The sequence below is a fragment of the Methylomonas paludis genome (assembly GCF_018734325.1).
GTDB classification, from domain to species: Bacteria; Pseudomonadota; Gammaproteobacteria; order Methylococcales; family Methylomonadaceae; genus Methylomonas; species Methylomonas paludis.
Map to the genome: position 1 here is coordinate 2,004,242 of NZ_CP073754.1, position 22,075 is coordinate 2,026,316.

Below are 22,075 nucleotides of genomic sequence, written 5' to 3' on the forward strand. Positions count from 1 at the left end.
TATAAAAAATCAGCATTAATGCAGACTATAAACCTGTTACTGCAAAATATATGGCGCGAAAAATGCTTATTAACAATTGCTCAGAGCAGCGCAACCCTTGCCACACTGATAGCCAAAGCGTATGAGCAATGCAAAGCAATCATGACACGGCAGTCGGCATAGCAGCAAGCTTTCCACAAGCGCCCACCGCAACCGGATCATGTCAGCAGCCACGCCAGGCGTGCTTCAGTAAGCCTGGGAATTTATAAAAAATTTAGCTCTTAGGAAATACACATGCAGCACACCATGATAAATCAGCGACCCACCGTACTGGCCGCCGCCATCCTCAGCACCTGGTTCAGCATCGTCCCCACCGCCCTGGCCAATACCACTTATACCTATAGCATAGCCACCACCCCCGGCGGCAGCAATTACAACGATCAGTACAATAACGGCACCTATAGCCCAACCGCATTGATTAATGACGCCGGCACCGTGGCCGGCTCCTGGAATGCTGCCAACAATAACCCGTTGAGTTCCACCAATGTCTATGTCGGTGCCACCGGATTGAGCTATAAGGGTTTTATGTCCAATGAGCAAGTCAATGCGTTAGTCAGCGGATTTAACAACAATGGCTATGTGGTCGGTAATGAAACCGGCCTAACCGAATATAACTACGGCAGTTCAGAGGGGTCAACCGCTTTTTATACTACACCTGCAGATTACGGCAAAACCGCCCCAACCAAACTGCTGCCAGCCGACCCCAACAACCTGCCAACCGGTGATCACGTAGCAGGTGAATTTGCTACCGGCATTACCGACAGCAATATCATCTATGGTTATACCACCCACCTTGTCGGGGCTAACGAGCACAGCTTTACCTATAATATCGCCACCTCCACCTATACCGATTTAAGCCTCACCGTTAACGGCGTCACAGAATCGGCAGGCCTGCAGGTGGGTAACGTCAGCAATGACGGCAATTATCTGCTGGCCAGTTACAATGGCACAACTTTTGTGTACGATAACGCCACCCAGGTCGGCACCACCATTACTGACCCTAACTTTAGTACTGTGGTACCTACCGATGTCAATAACAACGGTTTGGTAGTCGGTTATGAAAAAAATAACAGCGGCACCAACCTATTTTATGGCTTTGAATACGATCTTAACACCCATACCTTTCTCAGCAGTGGCGTGCAGGATCCATACCAAACCGGATATTCCGGCACCCAGTTTACCGGGATCAACAACAACGGCGTCATCAGCGGCACCCCGGACGTCGGCTGGGCTGTATTTACCTCCACGACCGACCTTATTCCCGCACCACTGCCCGGAGCCTTCTGGCTTATGTCGGCAGCCCTGGGTGGCCTGGGCTGCCTGAGTCGGCGCAAATCGCCTTAAGTGATAAGACCAAGCGTAAGTTGGCCTAGCCGGTTCGCTGCAAGTCCACTTTTTTAAACACCAGACCAAGCTGCCGGATCAGCCGAACACACTTTCTCGGAATAACCGCTTTAACTCAAACGCACCGGCCATGGGTATGGTTCGGTGTTTGGCGATGCCACCAGCGCCCGGAATCAACCATTATGACCACCCGCAACTTCACGCGGCTGTTGCCGCTACTCATTCTCAACGCCTGTAGTCAGGTTCAACCCTGGGAGCGAGGCAATCTGGCCAAACCCATCATGGCCGCGGATCCGCTGCCACTGCAAACCTCGGTACGCCAGCATAATTACAACAGCCGGGAAGCAGCCGGCGCAGCCGGCACAGCAGCATCGGGAGGCGGCTGTGGCTGTAACTAGGCACAGGGCTGCCGCCCCCCATTTATCCCGGCTGGCTGCGGCTTGCCGAGCCGTCTGGCAAGCCCATCGCCTTCAGCCCGGCCTGACTCTGGTGTCTGTCCCGGCTCCAGCCAGGCCCAAAGCGGCGCCCCGCAGCAATATACTCCAGGCTTTTTGCCTGTCGGCGCTGGCCTTGCCCGGCATGGATGCCGCAGCCGATCCCGGCTCAACGCTTAACCCGGCCCTGCCCAGTCTCAGCATCACCACTGCTGCCCCGCCGGCAGATGCCGGCGATACCGAAGCCGGCCCGCCTGCCGACAATGATGACGAAGTGGGTTACCAGTACAGCCATTATGAGGAAGGCGTACGCAAATTTGTCGATTTGCCGGCATTTTACGATAACGGCGTTAACAGCATTACCCCGCCTATCGTCAAATACCCACTGCATTACCAGCCTATTACCGTGGACAGCGAACACGGATTTACCCGCTTCCGCCCCACTGACCGCAGCCGGTTTGCCTTTAATTATCTGCAGGATGTCTGGTCCGGCGCCACCCCCTGGTTCACAGCTCCGGCCGCCACCATTTATAATCCCTCGCCAAAATCCAGCGGCGTCGGCGCCAGCTATGGCTATGGTCAGGCGCTTAGTAATTTGGTGTTTAACGCTCAGGGCCAGCCCATGTACCGGCCGGTCTGGAATGATGCCAATCTGGACAAATTCACTCTGGCGGCCTTGCCTTTGCAGCATGTGCTCGGTTATGCCTCACCGGAAATGCGCAATCAAGCCGATTTCAAGCTGGGTTACGATTGGGACAATGCCGCGCTGGATATCGGCGGCGGCGCGTCCATTGAACGCGATTATCTGTCGCGGTTCGGCAATCTGGGGCTGCGCCTGGATTTCAACCAAAAACTCACCACTCTGAATCTGGGCGCCAGTTACACCAATAGCGATACCCACGCCATTTTGTCACCGGTGGCCTCACCCGAGGTTTTAAATCACTCCCTGGCGCAAGTTTCATCTGGTTATATGGGCGAGCCTGTTATCACCGGCAACCGCCAGGACGGCGCTTTATCGCTGGCCTTGAGCCAGGTATTGAGCAAAAACGCGGTACTCAGCAGCGGATTGTCCTACACCAATACCAGCGGTTATCTGGGCAATCCCTATAAGGATGTGGCAATATTTGTCATCGATCCTAACTGGTGGAAAGACGCTAACGATATGGCTAACAAGCGCTATGCCACAAATCCTTATCCCGGCATTTCAATGCCAACCGGTATTGGTCTGGTACTGGAGCAGCGGCCGGGCTTGCGCAACCAGTTTAACTGGGACACCAGTTACCGGCATTATATCCAGACCCTGGATGCTGTACCCAAACTCAGTTACACTTTTTTTCATGACGACTGGGGGATAAACGCTCACACTTTTGATGCCGAATGGCGTCAGGCTCTGCTCAGCAGTTGGACCTTGACCCCGCATGTTCGCTATTACTCACAATCCGCCGCCTCATTTTACACCCCTTATCTATTGGAGAACCTGTTGCCTAATGGGACAAATCTGAGCATCCCCAACGCATCCGGGGTACCGGCTTATTTTTCCAGTGACCAGCGCTTATCGGCTTACGGCACCATTAGCGGCGGCTTTACCCTTTCCAAACAGTTTGCCCGCGGCCTGACCATGGAATTGGGTTATGAATATTACGCCCATGCCGGCTCTTTAAAACTGGGTGGAGGCGGTACTGCCGATTACGCCGATTATCATTATTTTGTCGCCAACGCCGGTCTGCGCGCCAATCTCGGCGAACTGGCCAAAGTCAGCAGCAGCTACGACAGTTACGGCCTCGGCGACTGGTTTGCCGGCCTGTTCGACAGCGCTGACCGCCCGGCGGATCCCCATACCGGGCATCGGCATGACCGGGCCGCTGCCCCGGCAGGGGTAATGTTCACTCACATGCTGGATCACGCCGGCGAATTCATGCTGGGATATCGTTATCTGCGCAACCCGCAGGGCAGTAATTATCAGCACGGCACCCAAACCGTAGGGCTTAAGACCTTGCTCAATCAAGGCTGTCCGTTGACCAACGCCAGCAAGATCAGCAGCAATAACTGCGTGATGTATAACACCGGCATGACCATGAATATGCACATGCTGGATTTAATGTATGCCCCCAGCGACTGGCTGACCTTGATGCTGATGCCCCAGTTCATGTCTATGGATATGGACATGAGAATGGATCCGTATTTAACCATGCAGCAGATGATGCTTTATACCGGTAACGGCATGTATCCCGGCAGCATGCGCGATTACCAGAACAGCGGCGGCTTTGGCGATACCGGGGCTTATGCGCTGTTCCGGCTCTGGGACGGCGGCGGCCAGCATCTGCATATCACCCACGGCATCAGCGCGCCGACCGGCAGTGTCGACATCAAAGCCCAGTTTATTTCGGACGGCTTTTATGGCTACGATATGCAACTGGGCAGCGGCACCTGGGATTACAAGCCCAGTCTCACTTATACTGGTCAGGCCGGCGACTGGTTTTGGGGCGGTCAGGTCAGCGGCACCCATCGCCTCCAGCAATTGAATTCCTACGGCTACCGGCTCGGCGACATCTTCCAGAGCACGGTATGGAGTGGTTATCAGTTCACCGACTGGCTCAGCACCACCTTGCGCGGTATTTATACCGGTCAGGGCAAAATGGTTGGCGCCCACAGTCTGGCCATGCTACCCGGCGAAATGGTGTATATGCCCGACCAATCGCCCGCCAACAGCGGCGGCAGCTTTGCCGATCTGGGGCTGGGTTTTACCGTGACCATACCCCATGGCCGCTGGGCCGGCAATAGCTTGAGCTTTGAATGGTTGCAACCCATGTACACCAATTACCAGGGCTATCAGCTGGAACGTAGCGGTGCGCTGGCGGCTAACTGGTCTTATGCATTCTAGGCGATCGGTCGCCTAAACCCAGCCCAACCATGTTAATTAAGATCTGTCAATGATACCTACCCGGAAAATAACGGCCCTAGCCGCTGCGCTCATCGTCGTATCGACCGGGTTGTTATCCTGGTTGTTAATCTGGTCTAACACCCTGTTCAACCCTACGGCCTTAAAATGGAATGCCTGGGCTTTTTATGAATGGTTGATCAATTATCAAGCCGGTTTTATCCGACGCGGTCTGGTTGGAGAGTTTATCCAGCACTGGTTTTATAATAAGGAAACCACTGCGCTTAATTATACGGCGTTTGTTCTCGGTTCCGCCTATCTGGCCTTTTCCTTGCAGCTCACGCTTAGTTCGGTTCGCTATGCGGGGGCGGCCTTGATTTATGTGTTTTCCCCCTGCGGTTTTTTTTGGGCGGCTATCGCCAATGAATATTATTTTCGCAAGGAGATGTGTTTCTATCTGGCGATTTTTATACTGGCCGCCCTGTACAGAAAATGGTCTAAAACCCCGAACAGCAGTAGTCTGGCGGCGGCCATCTTGACTCTGATCATCCTGTTTTCACTGGTCTTGCCGTTAATTCACGAAGCTAGTGTGTTTTTTTGCACCCTGATTTTTGCGCTTATCCTATTCAATATCCTCAATTTTCGGTATGGCCGTGATACCGCCGGTTCCGGCCTGCGCGGTTTTCTGCTGCTGAATCTAATGATATTCATCCTGCTGTCCTGTTTCAAAGGCGATGCTGAGCAAAGCCGGCAGATTTGGGCTTCGTTGTCGCCGGCGGCACAGCGTTTTTCGACAGGCCGGCTCAGCGGCGGCATCGCCGCACTGGGCTGGAGTTTGACACAGGCCATGCAACTGCCCAAACAAATTCTGTGGTCCGGCATCGGCTTGTATTATCTTTATCCGCTAGCGCTGGTGTACTTAATCAACGGCTATATCCAGGCCCGTCTGCAACAGCGCAGTCCAGCGCAAGTCTACGCCAGCGCCGATTTTATCGGCAATTTTGTGCTGGTGTTTGTGTGCTTTTTACCTTTGTTTGTATTGGGCTGGGATTGGGGACGCTGGATTTTTGGTATTAATCTGGTGTTTTCGGTGATGATTTTTTCCGGACTGCAGCTAAGTTTTCAGGGTTTTTGCGCATTACCGGCCGGCCTGTTTGTGCGCAAACACGCCGGCACCCTGTTTGTCTCGCTGTTATTACTGATTTCTCTGTTCAGCCGTAGCCCGGAATGCTGTATTAAGGCCTTGGGCTCCTCCTATCTGGAGCTGGATCCGGCTGCCCTGGCAGCCATGCTGCATAACGGGGTTTTTTCACCCTAAACACCTATTATTACTCTATCCGCTACTCTGCCAATTTGCGCACATCCGGTTTATCCATTTCCGCCAACGCTTCCGCTTCCGGTACAAAATCCATTACTTCCATTTCATAGATTAAAGTCTGATTGGGTTTAATCAGACCGTCCGGCGAGCCGGCTTCACCGTAAGCCAAATCAGGCGGACTAAACAGCCGCCATTTGTCACCTTTCTGCATCAGCGGCAACGCCTGTTTCCAGCAGCTTAACAAATGCTCGTTAACCACCAGTTTACGGCTGGCCCCATCCGGACTGCCATTCAGTATTTCCCGACCATTGATATCACTGACCCGGTAGCGCAAACTCACCCCTTCGCCGTTCTGCAGGCGGCGGCCTTGCTCACCGCTTTGCAATACCAGGTATTGCAGGCCGCTGGGCAGTTCGGTCACGCCGGGCTTGAACAGATTGTTCAACAAAAAGCTGCGGCCATCCACCAAGGCGGCAGCGGCCTGGGCTTTGCGGTGAGCAACACGTTGCAGCACAAAATAATCCAGCGCCTTGCGGGTTTCCTTAACATCCAGTTGCGAGCCGCGCCCGCTTTGCATATCCCGTAAAGCCTGTAAAAATGCCTGATTGTCCAGCGCCATATCATCCTGGTTCAGGGTTTTCATTAAATCCACCGCCAGAGCATAACTGTATTTCTGGGTGTCGTTATGTGGTTTGCCGCTGTTGGCGGCGGCCTGGCCTGCCAAACTAACAGCCAATATAATCGATATCTTATTCTTCATAGTATTGATGCAGTGTTTTGTCTCGGTTATCATCACATTACTAATTACTTGTTTCTTCAGCCGATTACTATGCGATTCAGTTTTAAGAAAAAAGCGTAATTACTGAGTGTCAATTTTTAATTATCCTTTTTAAGTAGGTACTTAGCTTCGAATGAGGCGCCGCACTGCGTTTAGCATCCTACAACCACCTGTTTTTAAAGGGATACTCTGACCCTGAATACTTGTCATTATTGCTTAATCACTAACAAAAACGCAGTATTGCCGGAACCCCGGCAATACTGCGCTGACTAACCGGTATAGCCGGTTTTTCGGCTAGTTATCAATGAATTGATTAAAATCACTCGTTGGTCCGTAGTGGCCCCAGGTAGTACCGGTAATCCACACACCTTGGCCGGAATGGATACTGGTGGTAACCCCGGTGGCAGCTGTTTGGCAATGGCCCAGAAAATCATAACCAACCGTATTGGTGGCATCATTGGAGGTAATGGTGATTATATATTCGCCGTTGCTGCCGGGCAGCCACTGAGCCGAACTCCAGCCGCTAGGCGATACGCCGTGAGTGGTAAAGTCCGGCTCAGTAGTGCTGCTGGTAGACCACGGGTTATTTGCATTAGTAGTGGTTGTCGAGGCGGTAGTCGGTGCCGGACTCCAAGGCAGTACGTTATTGGGGTTGCTGCCGCCGGGGCCGTTGACGTTGCCGGTAGTCGGAAAAATAACCTCGGCGGTTACGCTGTTACCGGGATGAGTGTTTTGCAGATTGACGGCAAATCTAAAACCGGCGGCATTGCCGGCCACTTCACCTGCGGGAGCTGAGGAATACAGCCCACCCCAGGAGAAGCAGGTGGTGCTGAACACGTCCGATTTTAAAGGCGCCACGGTGCCGCCCAGAATATCGTGCGCAGAAGCGCCGCCAACAGCGCCCATTGTCAACAGCGAAGCGGAAATAGCGCTTAATAGTTGATTCTTTTTCATATATAATCCTATACGTCATTACTTGCAAATGATAATTGCGGAAACATGCTTCCTGTCAGGTAGCCGCGTTGACACCGGAGTCGTGTGGATTCCGGCGTTTGGTTTTAACCAGCCTTTGCCGAGGCTGGCCTCGCGGGCGGCCTTATCCTTAAGTTCGCCCGCAATTCGCTGTTTACCGGCAGTGCCGGTGGTATGGGCGGATAAGCGCAAAAGCTTACCGCTGTGCTGTCAATCTGCTTTTGTCGGCAAATCCCCGTCCTGACTGCTCAGGAAAAACCTCAAGGATCACCATGCTGCAAAGTAGTGCTGATTTTTATCATCGCACTTGGCACATTGATTTGCATAAAATATGCCAAACTGCTAAGTAATTGTTTTTTAAAAAATAACACAACACAAGCATTAGGCTAGATATTATTAAACAATGTTAAATACCTCGTTAACTTCTTGGCTTTGTGCTATTTAACCTTGGTTTTGTTAAACCGTAAGCCTTTACCTCCATCTTTAAAAAAGGCAAACAGACCACCCTGTAGGGTGGACTCGCGGTTAGGCAAGCCATTAAAACTTCGAGGGTGTTTGGTGTTTAGCTATCGCGAAAACACCCGGCGTAGCTGGTTACTATAGCCTTTATCAAAGCAGGGTCGGGCGGATTTTACAGCGGAGGTGAGGGCGCTTAGCTTGATTTCCGTGAGCTGTCCGGCCTCACAGACAATATGAATGGGGGAGTTTCACGGGGATGTCAACTCAATGCCGCCTGAGCTTGGCTGCAACCGTGGGGTTTATGGTTCGGTCTGCCGATTGTTTAAGCGGCTCAACAGCCTGTCTGCTGCGGCACGCACTTGCTCACTGCTGTCGCCCAGCGCTAGATTGAGGATTTCCGGATCCTGATACCCAGCCACTAATGTCGCCAGCCGCACATCAACATCTTTATCGCTGAGCATCTGCTTCAAGTGCAACCGGGCTTTCTCGCCAGCAAAAATGGCGTAACTGCTGATAGCCTTGGCGCGAATTTGCGGGTCTTCATCGTCCATTGCTTCAGTTAATAATTTTTTGGTTAACAGCGGATCGGTATCCCGACCCGAAGCAATATTAGCCATGGCTCTGATCCGCTCAATTTTGGTCTGGGACTGCGTCAGACTGAGTAAAGCATCGTTATTGCTCAGATCGGCGTTTAGATTGGCATCGCTTTGCCCACTACCGGCAGGATCGCCGCCGCCCAGTACCCATAATTCCTCCGGCAGGCCCTGAGCGGAATGCCGCACCACCAGATTTAAATTTGAGCCCAGCAAACATTCCAACACTTGATTAGGCAATTGCCCAATACAGTCACCACTGACCCGTAGATTGGCCGGCGGCGATAAATAATGCAGATTGAGGTGCGCGGTATTGGCAAGCTGCTCCAGCAATTGCGATAAAAGCACTTGCTGAGCCTGAACATGCACAACGGCAGAAGTTGCCAGTTGCGAGATTTTCAGTGTCGGCTGCATCGGTTCGTCGGCCTGACAGGAAAAGGCTGCCACAGCTATAGCCAGCCGCCAATACTTTTGAGCATGGGCGGCGGTCGGGCGGACAGTGGGGATTTGGGGGTTTATCATAACAACAACTCCGGTAATAATGCTGCCATCCCCCAATGGCCGATATTCATCTTACAAAATAACTGCTGCAAATTCCAAATATATTTGGCCGGCCAGCCCAAACCCGACACCAATCGGCTTTATGCCGGTTCATGAAGTGCTAATTTTAGCTGCCCTCAAACCCAGCCGGGAATTTTTAGTTGTGTTGTAAGCTTGACACGACACGATGCCGGATTTAGTATTCTGCGCCACGGGGGATACCAGATGCTTGGCCGCAGGAAGCGCTCAGGCACAGATATAAAGGACGCACCGGCTTTTTATCCGGTGAGCATATCGACACGGCAGTATCGGCAGCGTTTAAGCCAAATATCGGCAAACGCGGCTGAGACATTGCCTGAATCAGGAGCAAACCCGCGCCATGTCTATACAGTATGGTTACCCGCCGGCCAGGCCCGACCCGGCCGCACAGGCAGTTGATTGGGTCAATCGCGGTAACAGCCTGCAAGCTCAGCAGCACTACGAGGCTGCCCTGCAAAGCTACGCAGCCGCCATACAACTCAAACCCGACTATGCTGAAGCCTTTTGGAAGCACGCTAACACCCTGCACACTCTGGGTCGCTATGAATCTGCGCTGGACAGTTACCAGCAGGCCATCGCCTGTAAACCCGATTTTGCCAAAGCTTATAGTAATCGCGGCGTAGCTCTGCATAAACTGGGGCAGTATCAGGCAGCCCTGGACAGTTTCCAACGCGCTATCGAACTGCAGCCGGATTATGCAAACGCTTACAATAACTGCGGTCTGGTATATAAGGATCTGAAACGCTTTAGCGAAGAACTGCTTTGTTATGAACAGGCCATCGCTCTGCAACCAGAATTTGCTGAAGCTTATAACAATCGCGGCAATGTGCTGCAAAATCTTAAATGCTACCCCGAAGCAGTGGTCAGCTATCAACAGGCGCTGACTTTACAACCCAATCATGCCAAAGCGGCCAACAATCTGGGCTTGACCTGGCAGCAGCTGAAAAATTATACGGCTGCTCAAGATTGCTTTACCCGCGCCATTGCCCTGCAACCGGATTATGTGGAAGCTTACAGTAATTATGCCCATTTACTGAATGAGCTGCAGTGCTTTGACCAAGCCGCCACTTGTTTCGATCAGGCTTTTGCCCTGCGTCCCGATTTTAATTTTTTAGCAGGGCATCGCCTGCAGACTCGTTTGCAGATTTGCTGCTGGACCGGACTGGCAACCGAACTGACTTTACTGGCCGCCAAAATCGGCCAGGGGGCGCATGCTGCACCACCTTTTACCCTGCTGACCATGAGCGATGATCCGGCTTTGCAGCGTCAAGCCGCCGAAATCTGGACTCAGGCTAAATATCCACTACAGTTCAGTCTGACCGATATTCCAGCTTTTCCTACCCACCAGCGGATTCGTATCGGCTATTTTTCTGCTGATTTCCGCAACCACCCGGTAGCATTTTTAACGGCGGAACTGTTTGAAATCCACGATAGAACCCAGTTTGAAATTTACGCCTTTGCTTTCGGACCGGATAAGCAGGATCCGATGCGGCTTAGACTGGAGCAGAGTTTCGACCACTTTATCGACATCAGTGCAGTTTCGGATCCCGATGCCGCTCAACTAGCCAGAAGCCTGGAAATTGATATTGCTGTGGATTTGGGCGGGCATACTGCTTATAGCAGAACCGGTATTTTTGCTTTGCGGGCCGCCCCGCTACAGCTCAATTATCTGGGTTACGCCGGCACTATGGGGGCCACTTATATGGATTATCTGCTGGCCGATCCGGTCTTGATACCTGCGCACAACCGGGTGCATTACTCGGAAAATATCGTCTATCTACCGGATAGTTTTTTGCCTTGCGATACTACCCGGCCTGTTGCTGATACCGATTTTCAACGCGCTGATTTCGGTTTGCCTGCGGACGGTTTTGTGTTCTGCTGTTTTAACAATGCCTATAAAATCCAGCCCGCCGTGTTTGACCTCTGGTTGGGTATTCTGGCGGCTGTACCGTCTGCGGTGCTGTGGCTGCCGGAATTTAATCCGGCCGCTACGGCAAATTTGCTGGCGGCTGCCGGTCAGCAGGGCATCAGTGCCGATCGGCTGATTTTTGCCCGGCAACTGCCGCTGGTGTCCGAGCATCTGGCCCGGTTGCGGCTGGCCGATCTGTTTCTGGACACTTTGCCGTATAACGCTCATACCACCGCCAGCGATGCGCTATGGGCCGGTCTGCCGGTGCTGACCTGTGCCGGAGAATCCTTCGCCGGTCGGGTGGCCGCCAGTCTGCTGGCAGCCATCGGCCTGCCGGAACTGATCACCACTACCCCAGCTGACTATCAGGCGCTGGCCATCGAACTGGCTACTCAACCCCGGCAGCTGGCGGCAATCAAGGCCAAACTGGCCGCCAATCGCCTGACCACGCCTTTATTCGATATCCGCCGTTTTACCGTCCATCTCGAACAGGCTTATCGGCAAATGTTCAGCCGCAGTCAGGCCGGTTTGCCACCTGAGGATATAGCTGTCGCTACTGCAGCTTTGGCCGTTTAACGATGGATCACCTGGATAAATCCGGTTTATGACCGATGAACTTTCCCCAGTACCTTTAAAATACAGGAGTCAATGCTTTATGTCGGAACATCAGCAACACATTCCATCCGCGCTTGCCAACAGCGGCGTTTATACGGCCGCACTGCTCCAGCAATTGCTGGAGCAGGCTGTGGCGGCCCATCAGCAGGGTCGGTTGCTACAGGCTCAAGCCTTATATCAGCAAGTCCTGGAACGCCAGGCGGATAATTTCGATGCGCTGCATTTGTCGGGGGTGATTGCCGCCCAAAACGGTGATGCGGGCCAAGCAGTGCAGCTTATCGGTCAGGCCATCGCCATTAATCCGCATCAAGCCGACGCCCATTACAATTACGGCAACGCCCTGCAAAATCTCAAGCAATATCTGCCGGCGCTGACCAGCTATGAACAGGCAATTAGTTTGCAGCCGGATTACGCCGATGCCTATCTGGTACGCGGCTACGCCTTACAGCAACTGCGCCGTTATGATGCAGCGCTGGAAAGTTTTCGCCGGGTTATCCAACTCAGACCGAATGATGCCGAACCTTATCATGCCTGCGGTCTGACGCTAAACAAACAGATGGATTATGCTGCGGCCCTGACTTATTTTTCCCAGGCGCTGGCTTTGCAGGCCGGCTATGTGGAAGCCCATAACGGCTATGGCTATGCGCTCAACGAATTGAAGCGCTATGATGAAGCTTTACTCAGTTTCAGTCAGGCTGCGACGCTGCAGCCGGACAGCGATTTTTTAGCCGGCCAGATTATCCAGGCCAAACTGCAAATTTGCGACTGGCAGGGTATCAACGACCAAGTTGCTGAACTGGGTCGGAAAATCGCCGACCGCAAAAAGGCCGTTACCCCGTTTACCGTGCTGGCTTGTACCGATGACCCGGTTTTACAGCGTCAGGCTGCCGAAATCTGGACTCAGGAAAAATATCCGCCTGTGAATATACTGGGAGAGCTTGTGCTGTATCCGCACCACGAGAAAATCCGCATCGGCTATTTTTCCCCGGATTTTCGCAGTCATGCTGTTGCTTTCTTAACCGCCGAATTATTTGAACTACACAACAGAGACCAGTTTGAAATTATTGCTTTCTCGCTGGGAGCCGATAACCATGACCCAATGCGCACCCGCCTGGAAGCCGGCTTCGATCATTTTCTGCATGTGCAGAATCTGTCGGATCAGGAAATAGCGCAAATCGCCAGAAATTTGCAGTTGGATATCGCCGTCGATCTGACCGGACACACCGCCCGCTGCCGGCCCGGTATTTTCGCCTTGCGTGCTGCACCGGTTCAGGTCAGCTATATCGGCTATCTGGGCACGATGGGGGCCGGCTATATCGATTATCTGCTGGCAGATCGAGTGGTGATCCCGCCGCAAGCCAAAACCCATTATCTGGAAAAAATCGCCTATCTGCCCAGTTATCAAGTCAACGACAGCCGGCGTAGCATTGCCGATATTAGCTACAGCCGGACCGAACTGGGTCTGCCGACCCAGGGTTTTGTGTTCTGCTGTTTTAATAATAATTACAAGCTCAGCCCCGAAACCTTTGGGCTTTGGATGAACATTTTAAAACTGGTGCCTGATAGTGTGCTGTTTTTGCTTGCCGACAACCCGATTGCCGCAAGCAATCTGCAACAGGCGGCGCTTGCTCACGGTGTGGCTGCCGAGCGTCTGATTTTCGGCAAGCCATTACCTTTACCGGAATATCTGGCCCGCTACCGGCTGGCCGATCTGTTTCTGGATACCAATCCTTATAATGCCGGCGCCACCGCCAGCGATGCGCTGTGGGCTGGTCTGCCGGTGCTGACCCGCGCAGGGGAGTCGTTCGCCGGGCGGGTGGCCGCCAGTCTGCTGACAGCCATCGGCCTGCCGGAACTGATCACTAATTCCCCTCAGGCTTATCAGGCTCTGGCCGTGGAATTGGCTACCCAGCCAGAGCGGCTGGCCTCGATCAAGACCAAACTGGCCGCCAATCGTCTGACGACACCTTTATTTGACAGTCAGGGCTTTACCTCGCATCTGGAAGCCGCTTATCGGCAGATGTATGCCCGATCCCAGGCTGGTTTGCCGCCGGAGCATATCGATGTATCAGCCTGAGACTGATCCGGCTCAATTATTGGCTCAGGCTATGAACTGGCATCGGAGTGGTCAATTACCTCAGGCGGAGGCCGGTTACCGTCAACTGCTGTCCAGACAGCCAGATCATTTTGATGCCTTGCATTTATCCGGGGTGCTGGCCGCCCAAACCGGCCGGTTTGAACAGGCGGCCGTGCTGATTGCCCAGGCCCTGGCCGTTAATCCTCACCATGCTGTGGCCTGTTTCAATCTGGCTAATGCTTTGCTGGAATTACACCGCGATACCGAGGCGCTACGCTACTATCAGCAGGCACTGGCTCTGCAAGCCGATTTCAGCGCCGCTGACTGGAAGCAGGGCGTGGTTCTGCATAAACTTGAACGTTATTCAGAAGCATTAGCCTGCTATGAGCGGGTCATTGCGCGACAACCTAGCCATGCCGAGGCTTTTAATAATCGCGGTCTGGTGCTTAATGCGCTGCAGCAACCTGCCGCAGCCCAATGCAGTTTCGAGCAGGCCATCGCTCTGCAGCCGGATCAGCCGGGTGCTTATTATAATCTGGGCATGTTGCTGGATGAACTGGGTCACTATGAGGCGGCTTTGAGCCGCTTTGATCAGGCTCTGGCTGTCAAACCGAATGCCCTGGACACTCATATCGCTCGCGGCAATACCTTGCAGCATCTAAAGCATCCGGCTCTGGCCCTGGACTGTTTTGCTCAGGCCATCGCCTTGCAGCCGGAACTGGCCGCAGCCCATTATAATTACGGCCTGGCCTTGCACGAATTACAGCGCTACAGTGCCGCACACGGCAGTTTTACCAGGGCTATCACCTTAGATCCAGATTATGCCGAGGCCTATTGCGCAGCCGGACTGGCCTTGCATGAACTCAAACAGCACAGCGCGGCACTGGACTGCTTTGACCGTGCTTTGCAACTCCAGCCCGATTTCATCGCCGCCCATAATAATCGCGGCATGGCTTTACAGCAGCTCAAGCAGCATACTGCGGCCTTGATATGTTTTGAACAGGCTATTACCCTTGATCCAGAAGGGGCAATAGCCTACTGTAATCGCGGGGTCAGCCTCAGCCATTTGCGTCAGTACACGGCGGCACAACACAGTTTTGCTCAGGCGCTGTCTTTAAAACCCGATTATGCTGAAGCCTATAATAATAATGCCAATGTATTGGCAAACCTAAAGCATCACGCTCAGGCTTTACGCGCTTATGAACAGGCTTTGGCGCTAAAACCGGATCTGGTCGTGGCTTGGTGTGGTTGCGGGATGGTTTTACAGGAATTAAAGCGTTATGCAGATGCGCTGGCCTGTTTGCATCGAGCCCTGCAGCTCAAGCCCGAGCAGGACTATTTGTCTGGCCATATATTGCAACTCAAGCTGCATATTTGTGATTGGCGGGATTTAGCTGCCGAACTTTCCTGTTGCCGCGCCGGAATTGCCGCCGGTCATAACACATCAGCCCCGTTCACGCTGTTGGCAGCCATTGATGATCCGGCTTTACAACATCAGGCCGCTCGCCAATGGGCGGCCGAAAAATTCCCGCCGCTACCGGATTTACCGGCCTTATCCGCCTATGCTCCCCATGACAAAATCCGTATCGGCTATTTTTCCGCCGATTTTCATAATCACGCTCTGGCAATTTTAATTGCTGAATTGTTTGAGGTGCATGATCGTGACCACTTTGAAGTTATTGGCTTTGCTTTCGGTGCCGATGTTCAAGATGCAATGCGCAGTCGTTTGGAAGCCGCATTTTCTAAGGTGGTGGATTTGCGCCATCTTGACGATGTGGCCGCAGCCCGACTGGTCAGAAGTATGGAAATCGATATTGCTGTTAATCTTGGCGGCTATACCACAGATAATCGAACCGGTATTTTTGCTTTGCGGGCCGCCCCGCTACAGGTCAATTATCTGGGTTACGCCGGCACTATGGGGGCCACTTATATGGATTATCTGCTGGCCGATCCGGTCTTGATACCTGCGCACAACCGGGTGCATTACTCGGAAAATATCGTCTATCTACCGGATAGTTTTTTGCCTTGCGATACTACCCGGCCTGTTGCTGATACCGATTTTCAACGCGCTGATTTCGGTTTGCCTGCGGACGGTTTTGTGTTCTGCTGTTTTAACAATGCCTATAAAATCCAGCCCGCCGTGTTTGGCCTCTGGTTGGGTATTCTGGCGGCTGTACCGTCTGCGGTGCTGTGGCTGCCGGAATTTAATCCGGCCGCTACGGCAAATTTGCTGGCGGCTACCGGTCAGCAGGGCATCAGTGCCGATCGGCTGATTTTTGCCCGGCAACTGCCGCTGGTGTCCGAGCATCTGGCCCGGTTGCGGCTGGCCGATCTGTTTCTGGACACTTTGCCGTATAACGCTCATACCACCGCCAGCGATGCGCTATGGGCCGGTCTGCCGGTGCTGACCTGTGCCGGAGAATCCTTCGCCGGTCGGGTGGCCGCCAGTCTGCTGGCAGCCATCGGCCTGCCGGAACTGATCACCACTACCCCGGCTGACTATCAGGCGCTGGCCATCGAACTGGCTACTCAACCCCGGCAGCTGGCGGCAATCAAGGCCAAACTGGCCGCCAATCGCCTGACCACGCCTTTATTCGATATCCGCCGTTTTACCGTCCATCTCGAACAGGCTTATCGGCAAATGTTCAGCCGCGCTCAGGCCGGTTTACCACCTGAGGATATTGTTGTTAAATCCATCTAGAGAAGCTATGAAACCGGATACACCTTCATTTAAACAACAACAGGCATTTTTACAGGGTCGGGCTTTGTTGAATAGTGGTCAGTTTACTGATGCTGCGCATATATTTCAGAAGTTGCTGAAAAATTTTCCGCGCGATACGGTGATTTTGCTGGAATTGGCTAGTGTCCGATTACAGGAAGGCAATTTTGAAGCGGCGTTGCAGCTTTTTGAGCGGGTATTACAACTCAACCCGCAACAAGCTGGCGTTTGGTTTGATCGGGCTAATCTGTTGCGGGAATTGGGCGGTTTCCAGCAAGCCATAGCCGCTTATGACCGAGTCTTGGCTTTAGAGCCGGATAATGCTTCTGCCTACATCAATCGCGGTATAACGCAGGATTGCTTGACCCAATATCCGGCTGCGCTGGCCAGCTTTGCTAAGGCTATTGCCCTACAGCCGGATAATGCCGCTGCTTATTACAATCAGGGCCACACCCTGCAACGTAGTGAGCTTTATTCCGAAGCCTTACACAGCTATGCCTGTGCCATAACGCTTAAGCCGGATTTTGCCGAAGCTCATTATTGTCATGGTCTGGTGTTAAATCACCTTAAAGACTATGAGACGGCCCTGCTCAGTTTTAACCGGGCGTTAGCGCTAAAACCGGATTTTGCGGCCGCCTATAATAATCGCGGCTTTACTCTGCAAAATCTGCAACGTTACGCCGAATCGCTGACCAGTCTGGAGCAGGCAATGGCGCTTAATACCGATAATATGGATGCCGCTTATATCAATAGCGGCGTGGCTTTACTGCATTTGGACCAGCGTGAGGCGAGTCTGGAAAGTTTTACCCAGGCTTTGGTGTTCCGGCCTGATTCTGTAGCTGCCTATTACGGCATGGCTAGTGCCCTTTATGATCTTAAGCGCTATGAAGCTGCACTGGCTTGCTACGAACAGGTGCTGGCTTTGCAGCCTGATTATGCGTTTCTGCATGGCCAATACTGGCACACTCGATTGCAGATTTGTGCCTGGCAGGACTTGGATACCTCATTGGAGCAGCTTGCCGGGCGAATTGAAACTGCTGCACAGGTTTCTACGCCGTTTCCGGTTCTGGCCTTTTTTGATGACCCAGCCTTGCAGCGGCAAGCCGCCGAAATCTGGACGACTGCTAAATACGCGGATATCGCGATACTGCCGGGCATGACTCAGCATCCTCTGCATCAGAAAATCCGCGTGGCCTATTTTTCGGCGGATTTCCGTAATCATCCGGTGGCGTTTCTCACTGCCCAGTTGTTTGAGCATCATGACCGCGACAGCTTTGAGATTATCGGTTTCGCTTTCGGCCCGGACCGCCAAGATGCCATGCGCACCCGGCTGGAGGAGGGGTTTGACCGCTTTATCGATATCCGCAGTCTTTCCGATCTGCAGGCTGTGCAACTGGCCAGAAGCTTGGAAATTGATATTGCCGTTGATTTGGGCGGCTATACTACCGGCTGCCGCTCCGGTATTTTTGCCTTGCGCGCTGCGCCGGTGCAGGTCAGCTATCTGGGCTATCCGGGCACGATGGGGGCAGAGTTCATGGATTACCTGATCGCCGATAGAATAGTTATCCCTGCCGCCACCCGCCGCCATTACGTTGAACGTATTGTCTATTTGCCGGATAGCTTTCAGGTTAACGACAGCGATCTGGCGATTGCCGATAAAACCTTCAGCCGGGCCGATTTCGGTTTGCCGGCTCATGGCTTTGTGTTCTGCTGTTTTAATAATACTTATAAAATTCAGGCGGCCTGTTTCCTGAGCTGGCTACGGATTCTGGCCCAAGTGCCCGGCAGTGTGCTGTGGCTACCGGAGGATAACGCACCAGCGATGGCTAATCTGCAAGCCGCCGCCCACCGCCAGGGCATCGGTGCCGAGCGGGTAGTTTTTGCCCCACGCCTGCCCAGCCGCGCGGAACATTTGGCCAGACTAGGGCTGGCCGATCTGTTTCTGGACACTTTGCCGTATAACGCTCATACCACTGCCAGTGATGCGCTGTGGGCCGGTCTGCCGGTGCTGACCTGTGCCGGAGAATCCTTCGCCGGACGGGTGGCCGCCAGTCTACTGACAGCCATCGGCCTGCCGGAACTGATCACCACTAAACCAACTGACTATCAGGCGCTAGCCGTGGAACTGGCTATCCAGCCTGACCGACTAGCCGCGATCAAGGCCAAACTGGCCGCCAACCGCCTGACCACACCTTTGTTCGACTGCGCACGATTTACGGCTCACCTGGAAGCGGCGTTTACCCAAATGTACGTCCGTAGTCAGGCCGGCTTGGCACCAGTCGATCTTGATATGACGACGGGCAACGCATGAATGCCGCCCATCACCCGGTATTGCCGCTCCTGCCGGCATTAACCTGGTTAGAGCAGGGCAATGCACTGCATGCCGAGCATCATTATGAGCCGGCTTTGCAATGTTATGCCCAGGCCATTGCCGAGCAGCCTGATGCTGGTGAAGCTTATTGGCGACAGGGTAATACTTTGCTAATGCTGGGCCGACATGCCGAGGCTGTGGTCAGTTATGATCGCGCCATCGCCTGTCAACCGGCTTACGCCAAGGCCTATAATAATCGGGGCATGGCTTTGCAGCGCCAAGGGCTGCAAGTCGCAGCGCTGGACAGTTTTACCCAGGCCTTAGCCTTGCAGCCCGACTCGGTCAACGCCTTACTCAATCGCAGCCGCACCCTGCAAAATCTGCAACGCCACAGCGAAGCGCTGGCCGGCTTCGCCGCCGTCATGACCCTACGGCCGGATGATGCCGAACTGCACTTGCAGCACGGTCTGGTGCTGAAAGACCTCAGTCAATACGCGGCGGCGCTGATCAGCTTTGAACGAGCCCTGGCCTTGAATCCAACTCACGCCGGAGCTTGCTGTAATTGCGGGCTGGCATTGTATGAACTAAAGCAACCGGCTGCGGCAATAGCCTACTTTAAGCGCGCCAGCGAGCTACAGCCGGATTTTGCCGCTGCTTATAACAATTGCGGGCTGGCCCAGTTGCAACTCAAACAGTATGCACCGGCTTTACTCAGTTTTGATCAAGCTTTGCTTCTTTGCCCGGATTTTACCGAAGCTCTTAATAATCGCGGCAACGCTTTACATCAGCTCAAACGCTATGCCGATGCTTTATTAAGTTACGATCAGGCTCTGGCCCGGCAACCCGATTATGCCGAAGCCTTTAACAATCGCGGCATTACTCTGGATGAGCTGAATCGCCACACCGAAGCTATCCATTATTTTGAGCAGGCCATTCGGCTTAAACCAGATTATGCCGCAGCCTATCTTAATCGCGGCTGCGCATTGCAGAATCAGTTGCAACTGTTTGCGGCCCTAGAAGATTACAATCAGGCAATTGCTTTAAAACCCGATTTTGCCCCAGCTTATTGGAATAAAGCTTTGCTTATGCTGTTAAACGGCGATTACCAATTCGGCTGGCAACTTTATGAATGGCGCTGGAAGGCGCAAATCGATGTTATGGCGGATTTCCCCCAGCCGCTCTGGTTGGGTGTAACGGCGCTTACCGGTAAAATCATCCTGATTCATCCAGAACAGGGTCTGGGCGATTTTATTCAGTTTTGCCGTTATGCTTATTTGCTGGAGGCGGCAGGGGCTAAAGTGGTGATCCAAACTCCCCGATCGCTGTTCAATTTATTATCCGGCCTCAATCATCGTTTTACAATTGTGGCCCAGGGCCAACCGCTGCCGGCTTTCGATCTGCACTGTCCGCTGCTGAGCCTGCCGTTGGCCTTTAAAACCGGCTTGGACAATATTCCCGCCACCATACCTTATTTGTCTGTTTCCAGTGATAAACAACAATTGTGGCGTAATCGGCTCGGCCCGAAATCCAGGCAGCGCATAGGTATTGTTTGGTCGGGCTCAGCCACCCATAAAAACGACCATAAGCGTAGTATTCCACTGGCATTATTAAAACCGCTGTTCTGTTTGCCGGTAGAATGGCATTGTCTGCAAATAGAGTTTAGCGCCGCCGACCGTGATTTGCTTGAGACTGGACTGCCACTATACGTACATCAACAGGCACTGGCTGATTTTGCGGATACGGCTGCGTTGATTGATGCGATGGATTTGGTGATCAGCATTGATACCTCTGTGGCTCATTTGGCAGGTGCTCTGGCTAAACCCGTCTGGATTTTATTGCCGTTTGCTCCTGATTTTCGTTGGCTGCTGGCAAGGCGCGACTGCCCCTGGTATCCCACGGCAACCTTGTGGAGACAATCTGCCGCCGCCGATTGGGACACTGTCATAGCGGATATTGTCGAACAACTGCCGGTATTTATCGAGACCGGCACAGCGTTGCGGCTATAACTGTGGCGCAGTGCTGAAATTAGTCATAATGAAATTTGCTGTGTGGACAGTATAATCGGTGCAATAGTAGTCAATCATTTCTATCTGTTCAGTATGACTAAACTTGCCCAGGCAAAACTCAATTTATATACATTTCAATTCAAGGCAATGGGCACGATTTGCGATTTGCAATGTTATGTGTCCAGCGCAGCAACCGGTCAGGCCATTAGTCAATTAGTCTATGCCGATGTATCCCGTTTGGAAAAGCGTTATTCACGTTACCTAACTGACAGCTATTTAGCGCACATCAACCGCGCGGCAGCAGCGGGCGGTGAAATTGCCGTGGATACCGAAACTGCCGGTCTACTGGACTATGCCGCCACCTGTTATGCCCAAAGTGACGGCTTGTTTGATATTACCTCCGGGGTGTTACGCCGAGCCTGGCGCTTTGACAGCGGCAAATTGCCTGAGCAATCGGTGATAGATAGTTTGCTGGAAACCGTAGGCTGGCAGAAACTGCACTGGCAAGCGCCGCTGCTGAGTTTTCCGCTGCCCGGTCTGGAAATCGATTTAGGCGGAGTGGTCAAGGAATATGCCGCCGACCGGGCGGCGGTAATTTGTCAGGAAGCCGGAGTAGGGCACGGTTTTGTTAATCTGGGCGGTGATATTCGCATCATCGGTCCGCATCCTGATGGCCGGCCCTGGATTATAGGCATTCAGCATCCGCGCGATAAACAACTGGTGTTACAGAATCTGGAATTGCATCGCGGCGGCATGGCCAGCAGTGGCGATTACGAACGCTGCATGATAATTGATGGTGTGCGTTACGGGCATATCATCAACCCCAAGACCGGCTGGCCGGTCAAACATCTGGCTTCAGTCAGTGTAGTGGGTGATTTTTGCCTGATTGCCGGCAGCGCCACCACCATCGCTATGCTCAAGGAACAGCAAGGTCCGGCCTGGTTGGCAGAACTGGGATTACCCTATGTCTGTATGGATGCCGCCGGTAATATATGCCAACACCCGGCATAAGCACTTATTTTCAAAATATGTCAATAAACCCAA

Annotated in this window: 14 protein-coding genes; 10 read left to right on the plus strand and 4 right to left on the minus strand. The window is 53.0% G+C overall.

Features of this window, described 5'->3' with window-relative positions; all coding sequences use genetic code 11:
• Positions 1–273: 273 nt before the first annotated feature.
• The 4 genes from KEF85_RS09135 to KEF85_RS09150 all read left to right on the plus strand — a co-directional run bounded on the left by KEF85_RS09135 (position 274) and on the right by KEF85_RS09150 (position 6,013).
• Positions 274–1,383, plus strand: coding sequence for a VPLPA-CTERM sorting domain-containing protein (locus KEF85_RS09135; protein ID WP_215579719.1), 1,110 nt, complete (start codon positions 274–276; stop codon positions 1,381–1,383).
• 182 nt (positions 1,384–1,565) lie between these two features.
• Positions 1,566–1,781 carry a DUF4266 domain-containing protein gene (locus KEF85_RS09140; RefSeq protein WP_215579721.1) on the plus strand — a complete coding sequence of 72 codons (216 nt, stop codon included), beginning with the start codon at positions 1,566–1,568 and terminating at the stop codon, positions 1,779–1,781.
• Positions 1,768–4,698 (plus strand): DUF3570 domain-containing protein, encoded by a 2,931-nt coding sequence (locus tag KEF85_RS09145; protein ID WP_215579724.1) that lies wholly within the window; start codon positions 1,768–1,770, stop codon positions 4,696–4,698. Before KEF85_RS09140 ends, KEF85_RS09145 begins: the two co-directional genes overlap by 14 nt.
• 49 nt (positions 4,699–4,747) lie before the next feature.
• Positions 4,748–6,013, plus strand: coding sequence for a hypothetical protein (locus KEF85_RS09150; protein WP_215579726.1), 1,266 nt, complete (start codon positions 4,748–4,750; stop codon positions 6,011–6,013).
• Positions 6,014–6,035: 22 nt separating this feature from the next.
• On the opposite strand, the gene KEF85_RS09155 is transcribed toward KEF85_RS09150, so the two are convergent.
• The 4 genes from KEF85_RS09155 to KEF85_RS09170 all read right to left on the minus strand — a co-directional run bounded on the left by KEF85_RS09155 (position 6,036) and on the right by KEF85_RS09170 (position 9,707).
• Positions 6,036–6,773 (minus strand): FKBP-type peptidyl-prolyl cis-trans isomerase N-terminal domain-containing protein, encoded by a 738-nt coding sequence (locus tag KEF85_RS09155; protein ID WP_215579728.1) that lies wholly within the window; start codon positions 6,771–6,773, stop codon positions 6,036–6,038.
• 312 nt (positions 6,774–7,085) lie between these two features.
• Positions 7,086–7,745 carry a hypothetical protein gene (locus KEF85_RS09160; RefSeq protein WP_215579730.1) on the minus strand — a complete coding sequence of 220 codons (660 nt, stop codon included), beginning with the start codon at positions 7,743–7,745 and terminating at the stop codon, positions 7,086–7,088.
• A 776-nt stretch (positions 7,746–8,521) separates the two neighbouring features.
• Positions 8,522–9,337, minus strand: coding sequence for a HEAT repeat domain-containing protein (locus KEF85_RS09165; protein ID WP_215579732.1), 816 nt, complete (start codon positions 9,335–9,337; stop codon positions 8,522–8,524).
• Positions 9,338–9,551: 214 nt separating this feature from the next.
• Complete coding sequence (locus KEF85_RS09170; RefSeq protein ID WP_215579734.1) at positions 9,552–9,707, minus strand: hypothetical protein; 156 nt, start codon at positions 9,705–9,707, stop codon at positions 9,552–9,554.
• A gap of 27 nt (positions 9,708–9,734) precedes the next feature.
• Here KEF85_RS09170 and KEF85_RS09175 point away from each other — a divergent pair, with 27 nt between their 5' ends.
• The 6 genes from KEF85_RS09175 to KEF85_RS09200 all read left to right on the plus strand — a co-directional run bounded on the left by KEF85_RS09175 (position 9,735) and on the right by KEF85_RS09200 (position 22,042).
• Positions 9,735–11,879 (plus strand): O-linked N-acetylglucosamine transferase, SPINDLY family protein, encoded by a 2,145-nt coding sequence (locus KEF85_RS09175; protein ID WP_215579736.1) that lies wholly within the window; start codon positions 9,735–9,737, stop codon positions 11,877–11,879.
• A gap of 79 nt (positions 11,880–11,958) precedes the next feature.
• Positions 11,959–13,995, plus strand: coding sequence for an O-linked N-acetylglucosamine transferase, SPINDLY family protein (locus tag KEF85_RS09180; protein WP_215579738.1), 2,037 nt, complete (start codon positions 11,959–11,961; stop codon positions 13,993–13,995).
• Positions 13,982–16,696 (plus strand): O-linked N-acetylglucosamine transferase family protein, encoded by a 2,715-nt coding sequence (locus tag KEF85_RS09185; RefSeq protein ID WP_215579740.1) that lies wholly within the window; start codon positions 13,982–13,984, stop codon positions 16,694–16,696. Before KEF85_RS09180 ends, KEF85_RS09185 begins: the two co-directional genes overlap by 14 nt.
• 7 nt (positions 16,697–16,703) lie before the next feature.
• Positions 16,704–19,025 carry a tetratricopeptide repeat protein gene (locus KEF85_RS09190; protein WP_215579743.1) on the plus strand — a complete coding sequence of 774 codons (2,322 nt, stop codon included), beginning with the start codon at positions 16,704–16,706 and terminating at the stop codon, positions 19,023–19,025.
• A complete protein-coding gene (locus tag KEF85_RS09195; protein WP_215579746.1) occupies positions 19,022–21,031 on the plus strand; it encodes a tetratricopeptide repeat protein in 2,010 nt (669 codons plus the stop codon). Before KEF85_RS09190 ends, KEF85_RS09195 begins: the two co-directional genes overlap by 4 nt.
• Positions 21,032–21,124: 93 nt before the next feature.
• Positions 21,125–22,042, plus strand: a complete 918-nt coding sequence (locus tag KEF85_RS09200) for an FAD:protein FMN transferase (RefSeq protein ID WP_246534841.1) — start codon at positions 21,125–21,127, stop codon at positions 22,040–22,042.
• The last annotated feature ends 33 nt before the right edge of the window (positions 22,043–22,075 follow it).